Source organism: Nostoc sp. MS1, assembly GCF_019976755.1.
GTDB lineage: Bacteria > Cyanobacteriota > Cyanobacteriia > Cyanobacteriales > Nostocaceae > Trichormus.
Map to the genome: position 1 here is coordinate 2302361 of NZ_AP023441.1, position 24187 is coordinate 2326547.

Genomic DNA, 24187 nt, shown 5'->3' on the forward strand with positions numbered 1-24187 from the left:
GGCAGTGATACTTAGTTTAAATCGGATCATAAACAAGCTTTAAGTAGTAATGATAAGCTTTTAATCAGGGCTAAGGTCAGGAATAATGGAGAAAGCAGTAACACTAGAAGATGCTCTTAAATTGGTGAAGCAACTTTCATTAGTAGATAAGATACGCTTAATTGAACAAGTTGCACCTCAAATTGAAAAAGAGTTGATAACGGTTCAGCCAAAACAGCGAATTTCCTTAAGAGGATTGTGGAAGGGTAATCAAGTAACAGAATCAGATATTGCTGAAATCAGACAGCAAATGTGGTCAAACTTCCCCCGCGATGATTTTTAATGTCTGATTTAGTAACTGATACCCATGCTTTGATTTGGTATCTAGAAGATAGCCAGAAACTTAGCTATGCTGCTAACCAAGCTTTTGAAAGATGCGATCGCGGTGAAATTGTTATTTATATTCCTACGATTTGTCTTGTAGAAATTGTTTATTTGCAAGAGAAAGGGCGTATATCAGCACAAATGAAGACTCAGCTAGATGCTGCGTTAATAGCTAACAATAGTGGGTTAATTCTGGCGAATCTTACAGATGAGGTAGTCACAGCATTGGCAACAATACCACGAGATATTGTTCCTGATATGCCTGACAGAATTATTGTAGCTACCGCCAAGCATTTGGGTTTACCCTTAATTAGTCGAGACTCCAAGATAACTACATCTGGGATAAATATTATTTGGTAACTTGAATGTTTTGAAAGTTGAACACCTTTACTATATTTTTTAACTAAATATCGAAATTATCATATATCCACATCGGCTTAACATTATCAGCTAAACGAAAACCTACTTTCTCATAAAATGAAGTAGCATTATCAACAGAAAGTAGAATTTGTTGATGAAAATATGAGTATTTCTGTTTTAAGCGATGAATAATTTCACGCCCAATACCACAACGTTGATACGCAGGTAGTACCAATAAATGAGGATAGTAAACTACAAGCGCCCCATCTGAAATAGCATTTCCTAAACCTACAAGAATATCTTTATACCATGCAGAAATCACAATTTCACTGTTGGATAAGGCGAATAACAACTTCTCTGGTTTTTTGGCAGATGACCAACCACACTGGCTATAAAGGTAAATAACTTGTTCAGGTGGAAGATCAGAATTTTCTCGAAACTCAATTTCTTGAATATTCATTTTCGGCAAAGGTTTTTATTTGACTATCACTCATGCACGCTCTTATCTTTATTTAGACGAAGATTAATTTACCGCCGCCGGATATTGTTGTAATACCTGCTGCAAATATTGCCCAGTATAAGAACGGGAATTTTTTGCAACTTCTTCTGGTGTCCCAACTGCAATAATTTCTCCTCCCTTATCGCCACCGTCTGGCCCCAAATCTATCACCCAATCAGCACAACGAATCACATCCAAGTTGTGTTCAATTACTAAAATTGAGTTACCCTTATCCACCAATCTTTGCAACACATCTAATAACTTATGGACATCATAAAACGATAAGCCTGTCGTGGGTTCATCGATTAAATATAGTGTCTTACCTGTAGCGCGGCGAGATAATTCTGTGGCTAATTTCACCCGTTGCGCTTCACCACCAGATAATGTAGTTGCAGGTTGTCCAAGCTGGACGTAACCCAAGCCGACATCAAATAAGGTTTGCAACCTTGTCACAGCTTTGGGAATGTTTTGGAAGAAATCTAAACTCTCCTCAACAGTCATGTTGAGAACGTCAGAAATAGATTTATCCTTATATTTCACTTGCAAGGTTTCGCGGTTGTATCTTGCACCTTTACAAACTTCGCACTGTACGTAAACATCAGGGAGAAAGTTCATTTCAATGACATTTACACCCTGTCCGCTACAACCTTCACAGCGTCCGCCTTTAACGTTGAAAGAAAATTGTCCGGGTTTGTAACCTCTGGCTTTGGCTTCTATTGTTTGCGAAAATACATCCCGAATAACATCAAAAACACCTGTGTAAGTTGCAGGGTTAGAACGTGGTGTGCGGCCGATGGGTGACTGGTCGATGACAATGGCTTTATCAACTGCATTTAAACCTTGAATTTTATCTAAATCTTTAGGTAATGGAACTTTTTTAGTGAGATGATGTTGTAGTGATGGGTAAAGTAATTCGTTAATTAATGTTGATTTCCCAGAACCAGAAACACCTGTTACCGCTACAAGTTTACCTAAAGGAATTTCGACATCGATATTTCTTAGATTGTTGCGATAGGCATTTTTAATTATTAGACTACGACCATTACCTTCTCTGCGTTCTGCTGGTGTATGGATGACCCTGCGTCCTGATAAGTATGCACCAGTCAGAGATTTTTCTGCTGCTAATAAATCCTCTAAACCACCTTGAGAAATAATATTACCGCCGTGAATACCTGCACCGGGGCCAATATCAACTAAGTAATCGGCGGCACGGATTGTTTCTTCATCGTGTTCGACTACGATTAAGGTATTACCTAAATCGCGTAATTTGATTAAAGTTTTTAACAATCTGCCGTTATCTCTTTGATGTAAACCAATGCTTGGTTCATCTAAAACGTAGAGAACTCCTGTTAAGCCGGAACCAATTTGTGTGGCGAGGCGGATACGTTGGGCTTCCCCACCAGAAAGGGTCATGGCTGCCCGGTCTAAGGTAAGATAATCTAAGCCGACATCTAACAAAAATTGCAATCTAGCTTTAACTTCTCGCAAAACTAAATCGGCAATTTTCATCTGCCGATCGCTCATTTTTAACTGCTCTGTTCTCTCCCGGCAATCCCGAATCGATACTCCAGTTAAATCTAATATATTATATTGTCCTAACTTCACAGACAGAGCTTCTGGTTTTAGCCGTTTTCCCTTGCACACTTCACAAGGTTGGTCGATTAAATATTGCTCTAATTTCTGCTTAACTAATTCTGAACCGCCCTCATATTGGCGTTGTAAAATTGGCAGTACACCTTTAAACTGGGGTGTCTTTTGGTTATCTTTCCCTTCCGGTTTCTCCCCATACAAAATGATTTGCTGTTGTTCTGGTGTCAGCTTATGCCACTGAATTTGCAACTCAAAATTATGAGTCTGTCCCAAACTGTATAGTAGTTCTAAATAATAGGAATTTTCTTTTTCTGACCAAGGTGCGATCGCCGCGTATACTGGTGCATCAGGGTCAGGTATTACCAACTCTGGCGAAAATCTGCGTAAAGTTCCAAGACCGTGACAGTTGGGACAAGCGCCGTAGGGGGAGTTAAAGGAGAACAAGCGCGGTGATAACTCCTCCATTACCGCACCATGTTCAGGACAGGCGAAGTTTTCGGAAAAGACTAATTCTTCTTCTTTTGCTTCTGGGTTGTCGGAAGCTGGACTAATCAGGATGTTTGCAATACCACTAGACTGCTTTAAGCACGTAGATAAAGAGTCTACTAAACGTTCTTGTAGACCGTCTTTTTTCACCAAGCGGTCAATGACTACTTCAATTGTATGGGTAATATTTTTATCCAACTCAATCGAATCGGACAGTTCCCGGACTTCGCCATTAACCCGCACCCGGACAAAACCTTGGGAAGCCAAACTAGATAACGTCTTGCGATGAGTTCCTTTCTTACCCCGCACCACAGGCGCGAGAATTTGGAACTTTGTCCGGTCTGGTAGTTCCATAATTCTATCAACCATCTCATCGATAGTTTGGGGTGCAATACAGCGATCGCATATGGGACAATGGGGTTCACCAGCCCGACCAAACAACAGTCGCAGATAGTCGTAAATTTCTGTCACCGTTCCCACTGTGGAACGGGGGTTATGAGATGTAGATTTCTGATCAATGGAAATTGCGGGACTTAAACCCTCAATGGCTTCTACATCAGGTTTATCTAATTGTCCTAAAAATTGTCTGGCGTAGGCGCTAAGAGATTCCACATAACGCCGTTGACCTTCAGCGAAAATCGTATCAAATGCCAGAGAAGATTTACCCGACCCTGATACACCAGTAAACACAATCAGGCGATCGCGTGGCAACTCCAAGTCAATATTCTTCAGATTATGCTGTCTCGCACCCCGAATCCTAATGGTATTCTGGCTGTTGTGATTAGTGTAGGGAAGATGTCCATTTAAGGATGCGGCTAACTTATTATCTGACATATAGACCAAGTGATAAAGTGAGGCAGCGCGAAACAGTTTTTAATAATACTATTTTTCCTATGGTAATAGTAGAACAATCGTACTGTTTTAGGTGGGGATTGCCCAATATTTATACCTTGATTCCCAATCTGAAATAATTCCATCTCTTTGGGTAGATTTTTCTGACTAAAAGGTGATTTTTTAGGCTTTGTAGTATTATAATTACGAAATTATTAGCATTCTAATTGTTAGGCTGACTAACAATAATGGTTACTCAAGCATAATTAACCACATCTGTCTGAGAAAAAAGCAATGGCGCAAGCATCCGCCATAGGTGTTCGCCTGGGTGATAAATAGCTAAACGCCGTCTTGATCCAAATCTAATTGATATTAGTTGTTTAGTTTATATGCAAACGCGCAAGGCTTTTTTGAAACTCGCCCAACATCCGCTTTCTGGTAGTAAATTCTGGCTACTAATGCTAGGGCTAGGTTACTTATGTACTGCTTGTGCAGCTTCTGAAGCACAATCCAATGGAAAAGACACTGCTAAAAAACGACCTATACCTGTGGTAGTCGCTAGTGCCGTACAAAAGACAGTTCCCCTACTTGTACAAGCTACAGGCACAGTAGAAGCATATTCTACAGTAGATGTCAAGTCTAAAGTTGGGGGGCAACTCATGGGTGTGTACTTTCGCCAAGGACAAAACGTCAAGAAAGGCGATTTACTGTTTACCATTGATTCTCGCTCCCTGCAAGCTGCACTCATGCAGGCTCAAGCCAACAAAGCCAAAGATGTGGCGCAAGTACAACAAGCACAAGCTAATTTAGCCAAAGCGCAAGCGCAGGTACGGCAAGCACAAGCCAATGTGGAGAAAGCCCAAGCCCAAGTCAAACAAGCACAAGCCGACGTTACTAAGGATGTAGCTCAATATACTAACGCCAACGTCCAGGCTCAACGCTATGCCAGTTTGCTGAAAGAAGGGGCAATTAGTAAGGAGCAAGCAGAACAGTATCAAACCACAGCTAATGCTCAACAAGCAACAGTTTCATCCAGCCAAAGCGGTGTAAGTAACGCTCAAGCTGCGGTTGTCGCCGCCCAAGCCGATGTGGAAACTGCCAAAGCTGGTGTTGCGGCTGCCCAAGCAGATGTGGAAAATGCCAAAGCATTGGTAGCCGCAGACCAAGCCGCCATAGATAATGCTAAAGTCCAGCTATCCTATGCTTCTATTTACTCCCCTATTAACGGGCGTACTGGTAGCTTAAAGGTGAACCAAGGCAATTTAGTCAAAGCCGATGCCGACGATCCTCTCATTACTATTAGCCAGATTCGGCCGATTTATGTCACATTTTCTCTTCCCCAAAGGTTGTTACCAGACCTAAAGAAATACAGTGCTGACCACAAACTAGAAGTAGATGCTTTACCGAGTAAAGATAGAGGCAAACCAGTCAAAGGGGAACTGAGTTTTGTCGATAGTGGTGTGAATCCCCAAACAGGCACTATTCAAATTAAAGCCACCTTTACTAATGATAGCGATCGCCTAGTTCCAGGGCAATTCGTCAACGTAGTCTTAAAATTAACTGAGCAACCCAGTGCAATTACTGTACCCGCCCCAGCCGTGCAGCCAGGACAAAAAGGACAGTTTGTTTACGTAGTCAAACCCAACAAAATCGCCGAAATGCGTCCTGTGACTGTAGGTGACACTGTTGGCAGTGAAACAGTTATCCAACAGGGATTAAAAGCGGGTGAACAAGTGGTTATAGATGGGCAATTCAATCTAGTACCAGGGGCTACGGTGCAGGTAAAACCAGCAGTAGGAACTAGGAAGTAATCATGAACATTTCCGAAATATTTATCCGTCGCCCAGTCATGACGGTATTAGTCATGGTTGGGGTGTTGATATTTGGGCTGATGAGTTACACCATGTTACCCGTCAGCGACCTGCCCAATGTAGATTTTCCCTCAATTCAGGTAACGGCTAATCTACCAGGAGCCAACCCGGAAACAATGGCTTCTTCCGTGGCTACACCCCTAGAACAGCAATTTTCCAGCATAGCCGGCTTGAGTTCCATGAACTCGACCAGTTCCTTGGGAACTACACAAATTACCTTGCAATTCGACCTGAGTCGGCAGATAGATGGGGCGGCACAGGATGTACAGGCGGCAATATCCAAGGCGGCCAAGCAGTTGCCGACAAATATGCCTAACCCCCCATCTTATCGCAAGGTAAACCCAGCAGACCAACCAATCCTCTACATCTCGCTTAATTCCGAGATTCTGCCCCTATCAACCGTAGATAAATATGCAGAAACTCTATTGGCACAGCGCCTATCGATGGTGGATGGGGTGGCGCAGGTGCAGGTATATGGTTCTCAAAAGTACGCAGTCAGGGTGCAATTAGATCCAGAATCTCTTAGTGCCAAAGGTATAGGTGTAGATGAAGTAGCGACAGCGATCGCTCAAGGTAACGTCAACCTACCAACTGGTACACTGTACGGTAGTAAACAAAATTTTACCATCCAAGCCAATGGGCAATTAAATGATGCCGCCAGCTATCGTTCCTTAGTTGTCACTTATCGCAATGGTGCGCCAGTGCTGTTAGGAGAAATAGCCCAAGTTCTGGATAGTGTGGAGAACGATAAGATAGCGAGTTGGTTTTTTCCTGATAAGGGAGAGAAAGAACCAAAGAAAAATGCTGGTGTGAGGGCGATGGTATTGGCAATTCAAAAGCAGCCAGGAACTAATACCGTTGCTGTAGTGGAAGCAATTAAGAAGCTACTACCAGATTTTCGCAAACAAATTCCGGCTGCTGTGAACATGGAAATCCTGTATGACCGATCGCAAGTAATTCGAGAATCGGTGGATGATGTCCAGTTTACTCTGCTACTGACCATCGCCTTAGTTGTCTTGGTAATATTTTTATTCCTTCGCAACCTATCAGCAACAATTATTCCCAGTTTGGCAGTTCCCCTATCCTTGGTAGCTACCTTTGGGATCATGCTGCTGTTGGGTTTCTCTTTAGATAACCTATCTTTAATGGCGTTGACTCTCTCTGTGGGTTTCGTGGTAGACGATGCTGTCGTTATGTTAGAGAACATTGTCCGTCACATGGAAATGGGAGAAAGCCGATTTGAGGCGGCGTTAAATGCTTCGAGAGAGATTGGTTTTACTATCTTATCCATGACCATTTCTCTAGTTGCCGTCTTCATTCCCGTTCTCTTTATGAGTGGGATATTAGGCAGACTATTCCGCGAATTTGCCATGACAATTAGCGTGGCAATTCTCATTTCTGGGGTGATTTCCCTCAGCTTGACACCTATGTTATGTTCCCGCTTCCTACGTCCACCCCATCATCAAGGAGATGGGGGAGAGGGGGAAGTAGGGGGAGAAATTGATGAGTCAAATCATCCTGCTAATCTCAAACATCAAAGTGCAAGCAAACAAAACTGGACGACTCGCCTATATAACTTAAGTGAAAGCTTCTTTGATAAATTACTCGGTGCTTACGATTGGAGTTTAAAACTCTCGTTGAAATACCATCGCACAACGATGGTGATTTCCGCAGCCATTGTGGTGGCGACGGTGTATTTATTTATGATCGTTCCTAAAGGGTTTATTCCTAGCGCCGATGTCGGACAAATCACCGCCAACATCCAAGCTGCCGAAGATATCTCCTTTAATGAAATGGTAAAACATCAACAGGCAGTTGCGGCGATCGCTTATAAAGATCCCAATGTGGCGGCTGTTAACTCCAGTGTGGGTGCTGGGGGGCCAAACCTTAGCGCCAACGCTGGACGAATTTTTCTCAAACTCAAAGAACGTAACCATCGCCAACTAGGTGCAGATGATATTGTCCAAGAACTCCGTCCCAAATTATCCCGCATTCCTGGGGTGAAAGTTTTCTTACAAAATCCCCCAGCCATCAACATTGGTGGACAACAAACAAAAGCCCAGTATCAATTTACCCTGCAAAGCCCCAACGTCCAAGAACTTTATCAATACGCCCCTAGCTTAGAAAAGAAACTCCGCGCTTTAGAAGACTTGCAAGATGTCAACAGTGATTTGCAAATCAAAAATCCCCAATTACGAGTCAACATCAACCGTGATTTAGCTTCTACTTTAGGCTTAACAGCCGATCAAATCGAAACAGCTTTGAGTAACGCTTATGGTACTCGCCAAGTTTCCACAATTTACGCCTCTGATAGTCAATATCAAGTAATTATGGGTGTAGAACCCAAATATCAAGACAATCCTCAAGCCTTAGATTTACTTTCCATCCGTTCACCCAATGGACAACTTGTACCCCTCAACGCCGTCGCCACCGTCACCAAAGATGTGGGGCCGTTGACAGTCAACCACACAGGACAACTAGCTTCTGTTACCATCTCCTTCAACCTCAAACCAGGAGTTTCATTAGGTAACGTCACCAGTAAAATTGCAGACATCGCCAGACAAGCCTTGCCAGCTACCATTAGTACAGGCTTCCAAGGTTCAGCCCAGGCATTTCAATCTTCCATTCAAGGTTTAGGATGGTTACTATTAGTAGCGATTTTCGTTATCTATATTGTCTTAGGTATTCTCTACGAAAACTTTATCCATCCCTTAACTATTCTTTCTAGTTTGCCCTCTGCGGGTTTCGGTGCATTACTGACGCTGCTAATATTTCATGTTGACTTAAATATTTACGCTTTCGTCGGTATCATCTTGTTAATTGGGATTGTGAAAAAGAACGGTATCATGATGGTTGACTTTGCCGTTGTCGCTCGTCAAGAAGGCAAAAGTCCTTATGATGCTATCTACGAAGCTTGCTTAGTCAGATTTCGCCCCATTATGATGACGACGATGGCAGCATTGATGGGAACCTTACCCATTGCTTTAGGTTTTGGTGCAGGTGCAGATACCCGTCGTCCTCTCGGTTTAGCCGTGGTAGGAGGGTTATTATTCTCCCAATTCCTCACCCTCTATTTAACGCCTGTGTTTTACACGTACATGGAATCTTGGCAAACATATTTGAAAAAACGCAACTGGCGTAAATCTGCAAAAGCTAATTCTCCAGTGGCTTAATATCATTTTTGGCGTTGCTGAATCAAGGGATGATTCTTGTAGGGTAGGCATCCTGCCTGCCCTGAAATACATAGTAAAATCATCCCGCAAATATGCAACGCCTCATTTTTGAACCCCAAGAATCAGGTGATTCTAATGCAATATTTTAGCCTTGCCGCGCCAATACATACTTCAACTTTTTCAGAAATCAAATCGGACTACCATATTACCAATTGGTTTGATTTACCCAATCTTGTGGTTGCAGGAAAAACTCAGTTAACTGTGCTTCTGGTGTACCTGGTTCTGGTTCGTAGCAGTATTCCCAGCGTGCTAGAGGAGGTAAAGACATCAAAATAGATTCTGTGCGTCCGTTGGTTTGCAGACCAAAAACCGTCCCTCGGTCATACACTAGGTTAAACTCGACGTAGCGACCCCGACGGTAAAGCTGAAATAGAGTATGGCGATCGCCATACTCTATTTCCTGCCGCCGTTCTACAATTGGTACATAAGCTGGTAAAAATGCCTTGCCGCAAGACTGCACAAACGCAAATATGTCTTCCCAGTTGCGGGATACATTCCCCACTTGTTGGCTGTAAGCTGCTGCGGCACTATCTACTTGAGAACCCACATAAAGCTTACCACTAGCATCTTGATAATCAAAGAAAATACCGCCAATGCCTCGTTGTTCTCGGCGATGTTGCAAGTAGAAGTATTCATCACACCAACGTTTGTAGGTGGGATAATACTCTGGATGATGGGCATCACAAGCATTTTTATGAGTTTGGTGAAAATGAATAGCATCCTCTGCAAAAGGATAGTAGGGAGTTAAATCAGCCCCACCACCAAACCACCATATAGAACCCGCTTCAAAGTAGCGGTAGTTGAGGTGTACCGTTGGCACATATGGGTTACGAGGATGCAGCACCATTGAGGTTCCCGTGGCAAAAAACTCTTGTCCAGCCGCTTCTGGACGTTGTGCCACAATAGCTGCTGGTAAACCCTTACCCCACACTGCGGAGAAATTTACACCACCTTGTTCAAACACTCGCCCTTCTCTAATTACACGGGTACGTCCTTCGCCGCCTCCCTCTCTTTGCCAATAATCTTGGTGAAAGCGTGCTTCTCCATCAAGCTGTTCTAAGGCTGTGCAAATCTCGTCCTGTAAGTTCTGCATGAACTGTTGCACTCGCTGCCGTGAATCCTGGGGTATGTTGTTGGTGGGTGATGTTGGTAATACTGTGTGATTTGCAGATTCTTGCAGAGAATTATCGAAATGACGAACCATGTTCAAACCTCTCAAACTCTAAGTCAGGGTATTTACGCTAATTAATCACTTTATAGTTATGTAGTTAAATTAAATGAGAAAAGTTTCAAAACTTAATAAATCATCTCCAACCGAGTTCTCAAAGCCTTATTTTGATTACCTTATGTGAAACATCGCCAAATTTGCTGAAGGATTGTAAAGAGGACTAGCGTAAATAACTCTACTTATTATAACTTGATAGCTATGAAATTATTTACTTAATTACCGTATTACGTATGGTTAACACCTTACCCAAAACAGAAACAAAAACCCCCAGCAAAGAAACTATACTTACGCCCCGGTTTTATACCACGGATTTTGAAAAAGCCGCCAACCTAGATTTATCTGCTCAAGAAGCGCAACTACAAGCGATGTTGGCAGAAATGCGAGCAGACTACAACCGCCACCATTTTGTCCGGGATGAAACCTTTGAACAGTCCTGGGAACACATTGACGGCGAAACAAGGCAAGCCTTTATTAATTATTTAGAACGCTCTTGCATTTCTGAGTTCTCCGGCTTCTTGTTGTTTAAGGAATTATCCCGCAAGCTGAAAGAACGTAGCCCACTGTTAGCAGAGATATTCCAACTGATGGCGCGTGATGAAGCCCGCCACGCCGGATTTTTGAACAAAGCAATGGGCGATTTTAAACTCTCCCTAGATTTAGCGAAGGTAACTAAAACCCGCACATATACATTTTTCCCCATTGAATGGGTACTCTACACCGTCTACCTATCAGAAAAAATCGGCTATTGGCGTTACATCATTATCTATAGACATTTAGAAAAGTACCCAGAAAATCAGTTTTACCCCATCTTCCGCTACTTTGAAAGTTGGTGTCAGGACGAAAACCGCCACGGAGATATATTCAAGGCACTTTTACGTTCTCAACCGCAACTATGGAAAACTTGGAAAGCTAGGCTATGGAGTCGCTTTTTTCTGCTATCGGTATTTGCAACTCATACGATGACAGTTCATGAACGCGCTGGTTTTTACAAATCATTGGGACTAGATGCTACAGAATTTGACCATCAAGTTGTACAAAACACTAACGAAACGGCAGGACGGGCTTTTCCTGTCATGTTGAATACTGAACATCCCCAATTCTTCCCTCGGCTGCAATGCTGCGCTGGTTACAATATGCAGATTTCTGAAATTGAGCGTAGTTCTCAGCCTAAATTTATAAAGCTAATTCGTAAACTACCTTTGATAGCAGCAATTATCTGGAATCTTTTGTTGGTTTACCTCATCAAACCCATTAACACTGAAACTTTGCGAGAAACCGTGCGTTAGGTTGGTGAAGTTGACGGTTAATAGTTAACCGTCAACCGTTAACTATTTCTTCTCTTGTATTACTTTCGTCAGAGCATTAGTCCATTGTTCAGCCATAAACTGATTACCCTCATTATTCAGGTGCAGACCATCATTTTGAAAAATATTACTTTGACGCAAACGAGCAAGTATAGCGGCGTGCATATCTAAGAAATATATTCGTTTCTTTTGTGCAGATAGTCGTGTCACAAGTTGCTGGAGAAATTCGTTAGTTGTAGTTTTAGTTTGATTTGTATCTTTCCCTTTATCAATATTCCACTTAAAGGGGGGAATAGACGCAATTACAATAGATGCTTTGGGACGTACAGCATAAATATTATCAATAATTCCTTGGAGTGATTCTTTCAAAGAGCCAGAGGTATCATCACCCCTCTCTTTACTGCCAAAAAAATCATTAGTTCCAATCATAATTAAAACTATATCTGGCTTAGTGGATTCAACCCAATTGCGAACACTTCCTGGTTGCTTTTCCCAAGCTGGTAAACGAACATTTGCTCCTGGTTTCTGCAAAACCTGTGCTGCTGACCAACCTCCATGACATTCATTGTCTGAGTCTTTATATGTTCCGTCTTTTTTAGTTCCTACCCAATCTATTTTAGCTCCGAATTTAGTACGCTCTACTGCATTACGCAATGCTGTAATATTATTCGCACATAGAGAGTCTCCCAGAGACATAACTTTAACTTTGCTATTTGCATTAGCAGAGTTAGTTGGTAAGCAAGCTGGCATTAATAAAGCTAAACTTAGACTAATTAATTTACGCGGAAATTTTCTCATAATATAGACTTGAATTTTAATATTATTCATAATAGTTCTAGTAGGTAGCAATCAGGTGAATAAATAGTAGTATCATGGGGATAAAAATAATGCGATAAAAGTCTAAACCCATAAATATATTTTTGCTAATGGTTAGCGCAATTTAATTGGGAATGCTTGCGATCGCCTTTATCCACTCATGTCCACTGCATCAAAACAACGGTCTTAGCACCTGATATAACAAGACAACTACTATCGGTGCAACAATGGGAATTAAGACTATTAATGCCCATTTATCAAAGCGTAGCTCTTGACCTTCGGATTTCATAAGAGCAATTACACCAACTATTCCTATGGCTATCCAGAGACAGCCAAAAATGATAAATATGGTAAATGCTGAGTCTTGCATTATTTTTTATGGTCAGTTATCAGTTACTTGTGACTTTATCTTAAATCACATTCAAAAAGAATATTATCTTTTATGTATATGAATTAAAAATCTCTCTAAGGTATAGAAATTTAGTAGCTAACTCAGAATTAACATGAATTTACTTTCTATTTCCTAGAAGTTCTACAAGGAATCGTGAATTTATCTATCCCGACTCTCTACTTTTAAAATATAACTACACAACTCACAAAATCCTTCCCCCTCAGCCGTACTTGTTACATAAGTAGGTAGATAATGCAATTGATTTACATATTTCATTACATTAGCTACACCTACAGAAATCGGAAAATAACGCCTATCAAATAAACTCTCATCATTAGGGCTATCTCCAACAGTGACAACCTCGTCTGGAGAATAATTAGGAAAATATTCTTGCAAAACTTTTGTTAGGGCGATCGCTTTTTCCTGTCCTTGTGGTTTGATATGACATTGAACATTACTGTAAGTAAATCCCCAACCCATTTCTTGACAGATATTACCCATAATCTGTAGTTCATCTGGAGTTAAATTAGCTACATCAAATGTCCAGTCTGTGATGCGAAAGCGATTATCACCAGATTCTTCAATTTGCGGAAATTTCAGTTTTAACTGCTGAAAAACTACAGCTAAATCTTGCCGATGCTGAGTTACATCAGTAATAGACGTTAATAATACTGGTTGCTCACTACCAGAAGGGTAGAACAAACCCCCATTTTCCGCTATGGCTCCGACTACTGGCATCAAGCTACTAAGTCCATTCACCCAACCCGCCGAACGTCCAGTGACAATTAATACTTGAATCCCAGCAGCCATTAAATCTTCTAAGGCTTGCAATACAGCAGCCGAAAATTTTCCTTGCTTAGTCAGAGTACCATCCATATCTGTGGCAATGAAGCGAATTTTTCCCAAAGTAGCGATCGCATCTGAGGAAATTTCTTGCAAATTTAGAGGATGCCGAGGCGTAACATTTGGATTTGTGTACATATGCGGTTGGAGAAGGCTCTAAAAAATACCAATAATACAGTAATGTACAAGCCAAAATTTGGGAATCCTAAAAGTAAGTAGTCAACTTTTTTTATTTCCTCACTATGCTAACTCCCATACTTCTTGCCCAAACCTCATCGGCTAAGACGAAAAAGACGATTCAGCAAGAACCCAAAAACCAATCTCAAAGTTCGCCTGTTTTGCTGGCGACTTCTGGAGGCTTACTTTTAGCTTTAATCGCTCTAGGTGTTTATGGTAGGCTCCAAATGAAAAATCTGGAGAAACAGCTAAAGTTTGAAAAATTCCGTGCCAGAGAACTAGAGAAAAAATTTAAACTTGCTCTAGAAACTATCCGCAAAATGGAAACTAATCCCGACTTGGTAAACTCGCGGGACTTTAACCTCGATTATCTGCGGATGCGGATGTCAGAGGAAGTATTTCATTTTGCTATTCTCAACCAAATAAAAATTAGAGTTAAAGATAAAATATCTCAAGCTTTGCGTCCTAATCAAGCTAACCAAGGTAGTGTAGGGATTGCTAACACGACTGGACGACAAGTTGACGAAATTTTTGATGTGGAGTATGAAACAGGGACTCCTCCAAACACTGCCAAAAGGGTACTGTTCCGCATTCAAGTACGCTTAATGAAATTACCAACCCAGGCAACTTCAGCGACTATTAGCCAAATTATTGACTGTATTGAAACTTACCTTAGCCCAATGGATGATGAGGATACATGGCAACCAACCATTCAAGGGCGAATTGCGCATATGCACTGGGATCAAAAGGCTAAACCAACACCTTTACTGGTGTTAGAACAGTCTAATGATGGCGTTAATGTAACTTTCCGTACAAGTCGCCAAGGAAATGCTCCCGCATCACAGAAGCAGTCTGGAGTTAAATAATTCTGTTCTACTCAGGCATAATTATGGTGTGTATGAAAAGACATAGCAACGGACATATTGGTTAGGACATCACAATTATATTTTGCTCTCAAGGGAACAGAAAACAGAGAACAGCGAAATGTCCTAACAATTTTGGCGACTACTATAACTACAAGGTCAAAAATCAATTATTACCCTTGTTGCACAAATGGATCTAGTTGCTATCAGTACTTTTCACGCGCCCTAAAGCTATTCATGTTAAGTAAATTAATGCGTGTAACTATACTTATTCTTCTGCTTTGTATAAGTAAGTCGTGGTGAAAATTTATAAGTATGTAACAAACAATTAAGCAGAAGAATAAGAGTTAAATTTTACACGTTTTGTACTGTAGTTTCTCTTTTCACCTTTTCTTTGAACTCCATCAATGACAGCATAAGCAAGGTCTAATTCGTCATCAAAAGTTTTCGAGGCAAGTTCATCTTTTTTAAGGTGTTGCCACTCTAATTCAATGGGATTCATTTCTGAACAATATTTGGGTAAAAAGAAGATGTACAAACCCATGTCTTCCCACTTTGACCATAATTGCTGAACCTCTTTACACCGATGTATCGGGCCGTTGTCCTGCACGATGACTCTGATGCGTCCTGATTGTTTGGCTTCTGCTGCTTCAAGCTCCATCATTTGGATATAGGATTTGCGTGAAACGCCGCCAATCACCAAACCGTACACAAAGCTAATTAGGGGTTGAAGGAACCCAATAATACTTAACCTTCGCCCCCTACGTTTACTTTGCTCCAAGCGTTTTTGCTGTCCTCGAAAGTAATAACTGTAACTGGGTTCACTCCAGGCACAAAACCCTGATTCATCCATATACTTTAAATCGATTTCTCCAGCAGCAGCAGATAATTCCAACATCTCTAAGTCTGCCTGTTTGATTTGCTGCAATACTTTGTCTTGCTTTCCTTTGTGGCTTTTTCTAGTTCGCTTCCAAATGACCCCCTTTTTTTGAGTACCTGCCTTAACCAGTCAGGACTCAATTTCACGGAGCGTTCTTGCTCTAATTTTTGGGCTAATTGAACACTATTATATGTACGTGGTTCTTGCTCCAAGCATTTTTCTAAGAACGCCATGTCAGCTTCTGCCCACCTTGATTTTCCTCCCCGCCCTGCTTTCTCCCACAGTCCTTCTAGACCTTGTTTTTCCCATCTATGCAAAACTTCTCTTACTGTTTGGGCAGTCCAGTCAAAGTGATCTGCTATCTTCTCTACGTACCAACCATGTGCGCTTAATCTGATCACTTCGGCTCGGTCTTTCACTTTCTGGGGTACATCTGCCGTTCTCAGGTTGAACAGAATTTTATCTTGCTTAGGAGTCAGAAATACCCTTAAACGGCTGCCCATATCCCTGTTACCTTGGTAAACACATTTATGTATTTACTTATCTTTACACACTTTGGTTTTTTCACCTTGTTCTACTTAGTATAAAAATTTATCTTGTCTAAATTTGTGAAGGTATAAATTTATATTCCGATAAGATATACGCCTTTTTATCTTGATAAGATAATGGCTGACCAAATTCAGATGATAAAATATCCAAAAAAGTTTTAGACTTTTCCCAATTATTTACAAAAAATAGCTCATGACTCATTATCAAAGCAATTTTGATAGTAACTTGGCTTTTTATTTCGGATTTAATTGCCAGTAATAAATTTTTATAATCCTCTTGTTTGAGAGTTAAATCGATCCTACTAACAACAAAAATTTCTTTTGATTGTTCCTTATCCAGAGAGAATAATTTATTTCTAATATCTGACTTTAACTTTTCACTGTCATTAGTAAACCATACCACTAGATGATTATCTTCTGGAATCTGTTCTAAATAGTATTTGACTGTACTTGCAATATATCCAGGATAAATTATCACTGGGTTATTAGCTTGCCATTGAGATTCTATTAAATTAGCAACTGGTTTATAATATTCTACTGGTTGATACGCTTGGAAACTTACCCAATTAAATGTAAAAATTCCAGTTAATATAGTCAATAATATAATAGATATTTTTTTTATATACTTGATTTTTATTGATGTAATTTGTAAAACTAAAAATCCTATAAAAGGTACAATTCCAGGTAAAATTATTCGATAGAAGAAAATATGTGTTTTAATTAATGAGTAAATGATAATTTCTAGCCAAAAAACTAAAGCAGCAAGAATAAAAGGATAATTATTTTTCCATTGTCCAAAAAATAATGCCATAGTGAGTAGGGCAAAAAATATAAATACAATAATATTATCAGTATTAGAATGAAAAAATAAATTCGATAACCCAAACAGATATTTTGTTGTGGAAGATAATAGTTCCCAAGAAAGGGGAGGCATCCACCAATCTATTGTCCTTTGAGTCAAAGTAGTTAAATAAATAAAATAAAAAAATGAAAATATTAGACAAGGTATAGCTAGAGATAAAATCAACTTATTCCAATAAACATCTTTTTTCTCCAAAATTGTCATTAAAATTATAAATAAAGCAATAGGAGGTACTAGCATAATACCTACTAATTGAACTGATGTAGCTAATGACAAGCCTAAAGTCAAGCCAACATACGCAAATGATTTTTCTGGCTTAGATGCAATACGAGAAGCAAAGAAAAATGCAATTACTGTAGCAAACACAAGTAATGAGTAGAGCCTAATTTCCTGTGAATATCGCAGTATTATCGGTAGAGTAGCAAAGTAAACACCTCCTAAAATACTAGCTACAGAAGAATATTGTTTAAGCCACTTCATTAAAACAATAAGTGAGCCAATATCAAAAATTATGGAAAGCAAACGACAAAATTCTTCACTCGCATTTATTTTTGTCCAAAAATAAAGCAAGATAAAATATAAAGGTGGTTTGTCATAATCTCTTAACGAAATAATTAATTTGATAATGTTAAAATCTTTATCCCAGCGAAAGGAAAAAGATTCATCAATCCACATTCCACGATCTAAACCAATGAAACGAAGAATTAAAGCTAATATTAAAATTAATACTAGGGCATAAGGGTAGAAATTGTTTATTTCTAAATTATGGGAATCCCTGATTTTTTCCATAATTTTTATAAAATCCTGTATATCAGAGCGAGAAATAGGCTGTAAGTCATACACCCCTAAAATCTGGGTGTTAAAATAATGAAAAATGGCTAGGCATCAGTATACAGGAATCAGATTTTATTTTTGAAGAAATTTTAGTATCTGTAGGGTTGGCAATGGTCAACGCTACTTGCGCGATTGTTGGGAAACCCTTCAATGTAGGGCTTCCCCTCCGCAATATTTCCACAATTAAGTATGAATCCTATAGTAGTATCTTGATAGTAGATATACTATTGCTCTTACGTTACAAAGTAATTTGACACGATGTTGAGAATTATGACAAATCACATAAGTTAGGGCTTTTCACTCCACGCACCCGTGTCATAACTGACGATCGCAGTTTGGGAATCACGAGCGAGTATACCGTCTTCCATATCGACGATGCGATCGGCTATGTCTAGAATACGGTTGTCGTGAGTAACTAATAATATAGATGTGCCTTGGTCTTTAGCTAGACGCTGCATAATTTCTACGACATCGCGTCCTGATTGTTTATCTAGGGCGGCTGTTGGTTCGTCTGCTAGTACCAAGGGCGGATTATTGACTAGGGCGCGAGCGATCGCAACTCTTTGTTTTTGTCCACCGGAAAGATTGTCTGGGTAATAATCAACGCGGTTTTCTAAACCTACGGCTGTCAACATTGCTTCTGATTTGGCGATTGCATCTCCTTGGGAAATATGCTCGTTTAACTCCACCGCCATCTGCACATTTTGTCTTGCAGTCAGAAAATTTAGCAGGTTGTGAGCCTGAAAAATGTAACCAATACTACGACGAATTTGCACCAGTTTATTCTGGCTAGCGCCTGCTAACTCTACACCTAAAAATTGCAAACTCCCTTCTTGAACTGAGCGCAAGCCACCAATTAAGCTTAGTAATGTAGTCTTACCTGAACCCGATGGCCCCGTCATAATGACAATTTCTCCGGGGTAAATTTCTAGGTTAATATCAAATAAAATTTGCCTTTTGAGTGCGCCTTTGCCATAGTAATGATTGAGATTTTTAATGGCAATTACAGCTTCTTGTCTCATAATATTTAGTGTTGCTAATAGTGAATAGTTCCGAGACGGAACTGTAGTGCCTCAAACAATTCAAAATTTAAAATCCAAAATTCAAAATTAATTTTACTTCCATAGTTTTTCCATTATCCATTACTTTTTTAGAAAATATCTGCTGGGTCGGCGGAGCGTAATTTACGGACAGCGATCGCACCAGAAACAAAACACATAATTATAGTGAGAACTAGAACCGTAATAGCGCGATCATAACTCATAAAAACTGGTAATAATGTAGCATCTCTAGCAATTTGATAGAGGAACATGGCAAATAGCCATCCAGGTATATAACCTAAGCAAGCTAATAAAAATGCTTCTTGTAAAATTACAGTTAATAGATATTTTTGTGTATATCCTATGGCTTTTAAAGTAGCATATTCAGATAAATGATCAGCAACTTCTGTATAGAGAATTTGATAAACAATTACAGTCCCAACAATAAAACCCATAACTGTTCCTAAGCTAAAAATAAAGCCGATAGCTGTACTACTCGCCCAATAATTACGCTCAAAATCGATAAATTCCTGTTTGGTTAAGACATTTATATCTTGAGGTAAATAACTGCGTAATTCTTGAGTAACAGCTTCGGCATTTGCTCCTGGCTTTAATCTAATCAAGCCAATATCAATTAACCCTTGCCGCCTGATAGGAAATAGGCGTAAGAAGTTCACATCACTAGTAATTAAATTACCGTCTGCTCCAAAAGATGCACCCAAGGTAAATAGCCCAACAACATTAACTCGCCTACGTCTTACTTCTGCATAAATACTCTGTCCTTTGTCGAAATTATCAGCAATAGGTCCGTATTCTTGTCTGGAAGAACGGTCAAATAAAACAGTGTCAGGAAGTTTGAGCTTATCTAAATTTTCTTGAACTCCTTGCAAATTAAATATATTAGTTTCTGGATTGATACCAAAAACTAAAATACTCCGAGTCTTCCCAGTATATGGATTTTTCCAAACAGAGTAATCCAAATATATAGGATGGACAGATTGGACAGATGGTAGTTCTAAAGCTTTATACAAACGCCGTTGCGAAAAGCCTTTCATAGCAAGGACGGCGTTTGATTGTTTATTAATTAAAACAATATCGCCTTGCAAACTTGTGTGTAAGCGCACATTACTATAGTACAGAGCATCGCGGAAACCTAGCTGCATAAACATGAGGATGTCAGCAAAGGCAATTCCAGCGAGGGCGACGGCTAGGCGCGTTTTTTCGCGGGTTAATTGTAGCCAAGATAGAGGTATTCTTTTACGGTTCATTCCCTTAAATGTGATACCAAATTGGCATAGGTTTTCTTGATTCAAAATGCTGGAATAGACAATGAATCAAGGCTTTAAATCCAAAATCCAAAATCTAAAATCCAAAATTGGTATGATTAGTTATTAATTTCAACTAATACCTTGGCGTAAGTTAAACCAGAAACTTTCTGACTATCTTCTGGGGTTAAACTAATTTTGACCTCTACAACTCTGGCATCAACATCAGCTGCTGGGTCTGTATTTAAGACATCCTTCTTACCGATTTTCCTGCCGATTTCGGTGACGGTTCCTTTGATTTCACCGTTAAAGGCTCCGTTATCGCTGCTGGCTGTGACAGTTTGACCTATGCGAACTCGACTAATACTATCTTCAGGAACTTCGGCAATAATCATCATTTGGTCGGTTTGTCCCATTTCCGCAATACCATCGGCGGTAATGGCTTCACCAGCTTTGGTGTAGATTTTGAGGATTTCTCCAGCCGATGGTGCTTGAATGTAGCTTAATTTTAAATCGGCTTCGGCTTTTCTAAGACTAGCGATCGCATTACTCACTTGAGCTTGAGCCACCTGCACATCTGTCGGGCTAACTTCCACCAATTTTTTGAGTTTGGCTTTTTCTTCCTCAATTTGTCTTTGTAAGGTGGCGATGGTTTTGTCGCGGGTAGCCGTAGCTTCAATTAGCTGCTGTTGCAAAGTGGTTAAGGTTTTTACCTGATTAGCTCTAGCCTCAGCAATTTGCTGTCTCAGAGTTCCTAGTGCTTGTCTCAAGGCGGCTTGGCTTTCAATTACCTGCTGATTTGCCGTAACTGCATTCAACCGTCTATTATCTCGTTCTTGCTGAGAAATTGCCCCTTGGCTGTACAAGAAATCATACCGTCCAGCGTCAACTTGGGCATTACGTTGTTGGGCTTTGATGCGGTCTAAGGAAGCTCTTAAACTAGATTGCTGTCCACTCAATTCTGCTTCCAAACGACTAACTGAAGCTTGTTGAGCCACTTTCTCTGCACTTAACTGTGCAGCTATCCGAGCAATGGTTGCTTGTTGAGACTCCCTCTCACCAATTAATTGCGCCTGTAAACGAGCAATCACGGCTGATTGAGCTTGAATATCTCTGGGAGAACCGACCCTCACCTGAGCTAAATTAGCACGGGATTCGAGTACCTTGGCTTTCGCTTCTTCCACCGCCGCTAACAGGGTATCGTGATTATCTAAAATTGCTATCACTTGACCCGTCCTCACACGTTCTCCCTCTTTCACAAAGACTTGCTTAACTCGTGATGCTGATTGTAATCCCCCCACCGGAGCCGAAAGTTTAATTACTTCCCCTTGCGGTTCTAAACTTCCTACAGCACTAACATTAGTAATTACCGGCTTTATAGGTACGGATGGGCCTAGCCTTTTGATTTGCTCAAATTTAGCTGTAGCTAGTAACCCCGCAGCCACGGCCACTGGTAGGGCTACAGCAAGACCCCACCAAATCTTAGGTTGTTCTAGATCAAGTTGCTGCTCTCTTGACCTACGTTCTTCTGTCACCCTTGACATGGTTTTTTGTCCGTTTATCTGAATTTTGCTGAAGAAAGTAATACCAATTTAAAATTCAAAAAGCGAGATTTTTTAAGTTACTCACCTTAAAACTGTTGTTAAAATTTGCACAATTGGTATAACAATAAAGCAGGAGGTAGAAGCAAATAAAAGTTTGTTTATTAAACTTTTTTCACCACAATGGAAAAGTTTCAACAAACAAAATTAACTTCAGCCTGAGAATTAGCTAAAGTTCAGTACCTGATAAATATTTAGCTCAACAGCTTTTTTAAATGGCGAGGAATTATGTTCCGCCTTTGGCGATCGCCAATAGCAGCCTATGAGGGTTAGATGCAAAATTACTGATAAGTAGATTGGTACAAATAAAGTTCACTTCTTATGCTGTCAGTTTGACTATGCAGATAGGTTTTATTTTGGCAAAAATTTTCCCTATTTTCTGCAACTTACATGACTTTATTTGCTTTTTTCAAGAAAATCTATCGTAAGTTTTATAAAACCGATTTATGAAGCTAGATTTTGTGCCATAAAATAACATTATCATACGAGACTTAAACTAAATTTTGTAAATTCACCCCATCAAACTTTGCCACATAGATTTTATATTCCTCTGTTTGAGTTAAATGTAACTAAATCTACAGATGGAAAGTAAAATTTTTAACTATTGCTAGTAGTGAGTACAGCATTTTTTACAAAAACATAGAAAGTAAAATTAAAAATTTATGAACGCTGTTGTGTCCATTTTTGCCATAATAGATGCACATCATCTGGTTGCCCATCATAGTTAAGCATTTGCTCAGAAATCTCTACCCAAGGTTGAGCATTACGTGTCCAAAGATTACCAACTGGATGTAACCAAGTTGTATCATCTAGCGTTCCTGGCTTAATATTAATAGTCTCTGGACTGTAAGCCCGCTCATGAAATAATCGTGTCCCGCAGTCACCGCAAAACCAGTTTTTAACTTCACGTCCACTATCAGCTTTGCGAGTCCAGACTTTTGGTTGTCCTTGAGTAATAACAAAAGCATTTTTGGCTACAGTTAAAGACATACCAAAAGCACTGGAGGATTGTTTTTGACATTCTTTACAATGGCACACATAAAGAGTTAGCGGTTCAGCACGAATTTCATAGCGAATTTGTCCGCATTGACAACCGCCACTGTATAGAAAACTCATAAGTTTTCTCTCTATACTTTAATAAATCCTAAGAATATTATCTCGCTACTGGTTGTATTTTTGCATTGGCTAAATTACCAGGAGCAAATGCACCAGTCTCTGTAATAATTGCTGTAATTAAATTAGCTGGAGTGGCATCAAAAGCTGGGTTATAAAATTCCACACCTTGCGGTGTCAAAATAGTATCCCCAACTTGATAAATTTCCACAGAATCGCGTTCCTCAATAGGAATTTGACTACCATCAGATAATTCAAAATCGATAGTAGAAAGAGGCGCAGCCACAAAGAAAGGAACATTATGAGCTTTAGCAACTATTGCTAAACTGTAAGTACCAATTTTGTTTGCAGTATCACCATTAGCAGCAATTCTATCAGCACCGACAACAACAGCATCAATTAAGCCCTGCTGCATACAATGGGCTGCCATATTATCAGTAATTAAGGTAACAGGAATACCTTCCTGCACACATTCCCAGGTGGTGAGTTTTGCCCCTTGCAACCGAGGACGGGTTTCATCAGCAAACAAACGTTCTAAACGTCCCTCGCGCCAAGCTGAACGCACAACCCCCAAGGCTGTACCGTACCCGGCTGTAGCTAAAGCGCCGGCATTGCAATGAGTAAGTAGTGTGAGTTTATGTGGTGTTTTAGGTAATACAGCCAAGCCATTATCCCCGATCGCCTGACAAGTTTGCAAATCTTCCGCCTGGATAGCTTGGGCTGTTTGTAAAAGATTTTCCTTGATTTCGGCAACTGTTCCTAAACTTTCATGGGCAGTTTTCAACATCCGACTAATTGCCCAAAATAAATTGACGGCTGTAGGACGAGTTGCTCGTAATAACTGAGCCACTTTGTCTAATTGTTGCAAAAATTCATGGCGTTCTCTTGTCTCAATTTCCCTCGCGCCTAAATACATCCCATAAGCCGCAGCCACACCAATAGCCGGCGCACCCCGAACAATCATGGTTTTAATCGCCCGTGCCATATCTTCGCTACAGTGAATTTCTACAACCTTATACTCATTGGGTAAAAGGGTTTGGTCGATTAGGAGAACTGAGTTATTTTGCCAAACTACTGGATAAATCATAGTGGGGAGTACTAAGTGCTGAGTCAGTATTTCTTAATGCGCGAATTTTGAATTGGTATCAGTTCTTGCCTAAATAATTTTTGGAAAGCATATAATTATTAC

Annotated in this window: 19 protein-coding genes; 6 read left to right on the top strand and 13 right to left on the bottom strand. The window is 40.1% G+C overall.

Annotated elements, in window-relative coordinates; all coding sequences use genetic code 11:
- Window positions 1-85: 85 nt before the first annotated feature.
- Window positions 86-322 (top strand): hypothetical protein, encoded by a 237-nt coding sequence (locus NSMS1_RS10030; RefSeq protein WP_224092869.1) that lies wholly within the window; start codon window positions 86-88, stop codon window positions 320-322.
- Window positions 322-723, top strand: coding sequence for a type II toxin-antitoxin system VapC family toxin (locus tag NSMS1_RS10035; RefSeq protein WP_224092871.1), 402 nt, complete (start codon window positions 322-324; stop codon window positions 721-723). The genes NSMS1_RS10030 and NSMS1_RS10035 overlap by 1 nt, the downstream gene beginning before the upstream one ends.
- Window positions 724-766: 43 nt before the next feature.
- On the opposite strand, the gene NSMS1_RS10040 is transcribed toward NSMS1_RS10035, so the two are convergent.
- Together NSMS1_RS10040 and uvrA are read right to left on the bottom strand one after the other, a co-directional pair.
- A complete protein-coding gene (locus NSMS1_RS10040) occupies window positions 767-1183 on the bottom strand; it encodes a GNAT family N-acetyltransferase (protein ID WP_224092872.1) in 417 nt (138 codons plus the stop codon).
- Window positions 1184-1246: 63 nt separating this feature from the next.
- Window positions 1247-4132, bottom strand: a complete 2886-nt coding sequence (uvrA, locus tag NSMS1_RS10045; protein WP_224092873.1) for an excinuclease ABC subunit UvrA — start codon at window positions 4130-4132, stop codon at window positions 1247-1249.
- Window positions 4133-4518: 386 nt separating this feature from the next.
- Here uvrA and NSMS1_RS10050 point away from each other — a divergent pair, with 386 nt between their 5' ends.
- Together NSMS1_RS10050 and NSMS1_RS10055 are read left to right on the top strand one after the other, a co-directional pair.
- On the top strand, window positions 4519-5940 hold the full coding sequence (locus NSMS1_RS10050) for an efflux RND transporter periplasmic adaptor subunit (RefSeq protein WP_224092874.1): 1422 nt from the start codon (window positions 4519-4521) through the stop codon (window positions 5938-5940).
- A gap of 2 nt (window positions 5941-5942) precedes the next feature.
- Window positions 5943-9173, top strand: a complete 3231-nt coding sequence (locus tag NSMS1_RS10055; RefSeq protein ID WP_224092875.1) for an efflux RND transporter permease subunit — start codon at window positions 5943-5945, stop codon at window positions 9171-9173.
- Between the two features lie 205 nt (window positions 9174-9378).
- Here the strand turns inward: NSMS1_RS10055 and hemF are convergent, their stop codons facing one another.
- Window positions 9379-10437, bottom strand: coding sequence for an oxygen-dependent coproporphyrinogen oxidase (gene hemF, locus NSMS1_RS10060; protein ID WP_224092876.1), 1059 nt, complete (start codon window positions 10435-10437; stop codon window positions 9379-9381).
- Window positions 10438-10691: 254 nt separating this feature from the next.
- On the opposite strand from hemF, the gene acsF reads away from it, so the two are divergent.
- Window positions 10692-11747 carry a magnesium-protoporphyrin IX monomethyl ester (oxidative) cyclase gene (acsF, locus tag NSMS1_RS10065; protein WP_224092877.1) on the top strand — a complete coding sequence of 352 codons (1056 nt, stop codon included), beginning with the start codon at window positions 10692-10694 and terminating at the stop codon, window positions 11745-11747.
- A 42-nt stretch (window positions 11748-11789) separates the two neighbouring features.
- Here the strand turns inward: acsF and NSMS1_RS10070 are convergent, their stop codons facing one another.
- The 3 genes from NSMS1_RS10070 to NSMS1_RS10080 form a co-directional block, all read right to left on the bottom strand.
- A complete protein-coding gene (locus tag NSMS1_RS10070) occupies window positions 11790-12593 on the bottom strand; it encodes an SGNH/GDSL hydrolase family protein (RefSeq protein WP_224092878.1) in 804 nt (267 codons plus the stop codon).
- 160 nt (window positions 12594-12753) lie between these two features.
- Window positions 12754-12951 carry a hypothetical protein gene (locus NSMS1_RS10075; protein ID WP_224092879.1) on the bottom strand — a complete coding sequence of 66 codons (198 nt, stop codon included), beginning with the start codon at window positions 12949-12951 and terminating at the stop codon, window positions 12754-12756.
- 180 nt (window positions 12952-13131) lie between these two features.
- Window positions 13132-13953 (bottom strand): HAD family hydrolase, encoded by an 822-nt coding sequence (locus NSMS1_RS10080; protein ID WP_224092880.1) that lies wholly within the window; start codon window positions 13951-13953, stop codon window positions 13132-13134.
- Between the two features lie 104 nt (window positions 13954-14057).
- Between NSMS1_RS10080 and NSMS1_RS10085 the strand changes: the two genes are divergently transcribed.
- Window positions 14058-14858: a hypothetical protein gene (locus tag NSMS1_RS10085; protein ID WP_224092881.1), complete on the top strand. Its 801-nt coding sequence runs from the start codon at window positions 14058-14060 to the stop codon at window positions 14856-14858.
- A gap of 325 nt (window positions 14859-15183) precedes the next feature.
- Here NSMS1_RS10085 and NSMS1_RS10090 read toward each other — a convergent pair.
- The 7 genes from NSMS1_RS10090 to mtnA form a co-directional block, all read right to left on the bottom strand.
- A protein-coding gene (locus NSMS1_RS10090; protein WP_224092882.1) for an IS630 family transposase occupies window positions 15184-16238 on the bottom strand; the annotation gives its coding sequence in 2 pieces (ribosomal slippage) (window positions 15184-15843 and window positions 15846-16238; 1053 coding nt in all).
- 97 nt (window positions 16239-16335) lie between these two features.
- Window positions 16336-17988, bottom strand: coding sequence for a hypothetical protein (locus NSMS1_RS10095; RefSeq protein WP_224092883.1), 1653 nt, complete (start codon window positions 17986-17988; stop codon window positions 16336-16338).
- Window positions 17989-18266: 278 nt separating this feature from the next.
- Window positions 18267-19001, bottom strand: coding sequence for a DevA family ABC transporter ATP-binding protein (locus NSMS1_RS10100; protein WP_224092884.1), 735 nt, complete (start codon window positions 18999-19001; stop codon window positions 18267-18269).
- 128 nt (window positions 19002-19129) lie between these two features.
- Window positions 19130-20287, bottom strand: coding sequence for an ABC transporter permease DevC (gene devC, locus NSMS1_RS10105; protein WP_224092885.1), 1158 nt, complete (start codon window positions 20285-20287; stop codon window positions 19130-19132).
- 116 nt (window positions 20288-20403) lie between these two features.
- Complete coding sequence (locus NSMS1_RS10110; protein WP_224092886.1) at window positions 20404-21828, bottom strand: HlyD family efflux transporter periplasmic adaptor subunit; 1425 nt, start codon at window positions 21826-21828, stop codon at window positions 20404-20406.
- Between the two features lie 717 nt (window positions 21829-22545).
- The gene (locus tag NSMS1_RS10115; protein WP_224092887.1) at window positions 22546-23001 is read right to left on the bottom strand and encodes a GFA family protein; all 456 of its coding nucleotides are present in this window, start codon (window positions 22999-23001) and stop codon (window positions 22546-22548) included.
- 37 nt (window positions 23002-23038) lie between these two features.
- On the bottom strand, window positions 23039-24085 hold the full coding sequence (gene mtnA / locus NSMS1_RS10120; RefSeq protein WP_224092888.1) for an S-methyl-5-thioribose-1-phosphate isomerase: 1047 nt from the start codon (window positions 24083-24085) through the stop codon (window positions 23039-23041).
- Window positions 24086-24187: the final 102 nt, after the last annotated feature.

Bases quoted from the DNA above. Each gene is read 5' to 3' on its own strand.
- NSMS1_RS10030 (WP_224092869.1), top strand. From the start codon at position 86: ATGGAGAAAGCAGTAACACTAGAAGATGCTCTTAAATTGGTGAAGCAA.
- NSMS1_RS10035 (WP_224092871.1), top strand. From the start codon at position 322: ATGTCTGATTTAGTAACTGATACCCATGCTTTGATTTGGTATCTAGAA.
- NSMS1_RS10040 (WP_224092872.1), bottom strand. From the start codon at position 1,183: ATGAATATTCAAGAAATTGAGTTTCGAGAAAATTCTGATCTTCCACCT.
- uvrA (WP_224092873.1), bottom strand. From the start codon at position 4,132: ATGTCAGATAATAAGTTAGCCGCATCCTTAAATGGACATCTTCCCTAC.
- NSMS1_RS10050 (WP_224092874.1), top strand. From the start codon at position 4,519: ATGCAAACGCGCAAGGCTTTTTTGAAACTCGCCCAACATCCGCTTTCT.
- NSMS1_RS10055 (WP_224092875.1), top strand. From the start codon at position 5,943: ATGAACATTTCCGAAATATTTATCCGTCGCCCAGTCATGACGGTATTA.
- hemF (WP_224092876.1), bottom strand. From the start codon at position 10,437: ATGGTTCGTCATTTCGATAATTCTCTGCAAGAATCTGCAAATCACACA.
- acsF (WP_224092877.1), top strand. From the start codon at position 10,692: ATGGTTAACACCTTACCCAAAACAGAAACAAAAACCCCCAGCAAAGAA.
- NSMS1_RS10070 (WP_224092878.1), bottom strand. From the start codon at position 12,593: ATGAATAATATTAAAATTCAAGTCTATATTATGAGAAAATTTCCGCGT.
- NSMS1_RS10075 (WP_224092879.1), bottom strand. From the start codon at position 12,951: ATGCAAGACTCAGCATTTACCATATTTATCATTTTTGGCTGTCTCTGG.
- NSMS1_RS10080 (WP_224092880.1), bottom strand. From the start codon at position 13,953: ATGTACACAAATCCAAATGTTACGCCTCGGCATCCTCTAAATTTGCAA.
- NSMS1_RS10085 (WP_224092881.1), top strand. From the start codon at position 14,058: ATGCTAACTCCCATACTTCTTGCCCAAACCTCATCGGCTAAGACGAAA.
- NSMS1_RS10100 (WP_224092884.1), bottom strand. From the start codon at position 19,001: ATGAGACAAGAAGCTGTAATTGCCATTAAAAATCTCAATCATTACTAT.
- devC (WP_224092885.1), bottom strand. From the start codon at position 20,287: ATGAACCGTAAAAGAATACCTCTATCTTGGCTACAATTAACCCGCGAA.
- NSMS1_RS10110 (WP_224092886.1), bottom strand. From the start codon at position 21,828: ATGTCAAGGGTGACAGAAGAACGTAGGTCAAGAGAGCAGCAACTTGAT.
- NSMS1_RS10115 (WP_224092887.1), bottom strand. From the start codon at position 23,001: ATGAGTTTTCTATACAGTGGCGGTTGTCAATGCGGACAAATTCGCTAT.
- mtnA (WP_224092888.1), bottom strand. From the start codon at position 24,085: ATGATTTATCCAGTAGTTTGGCAAAATAACTCAGTTCTCCTAATCGAC.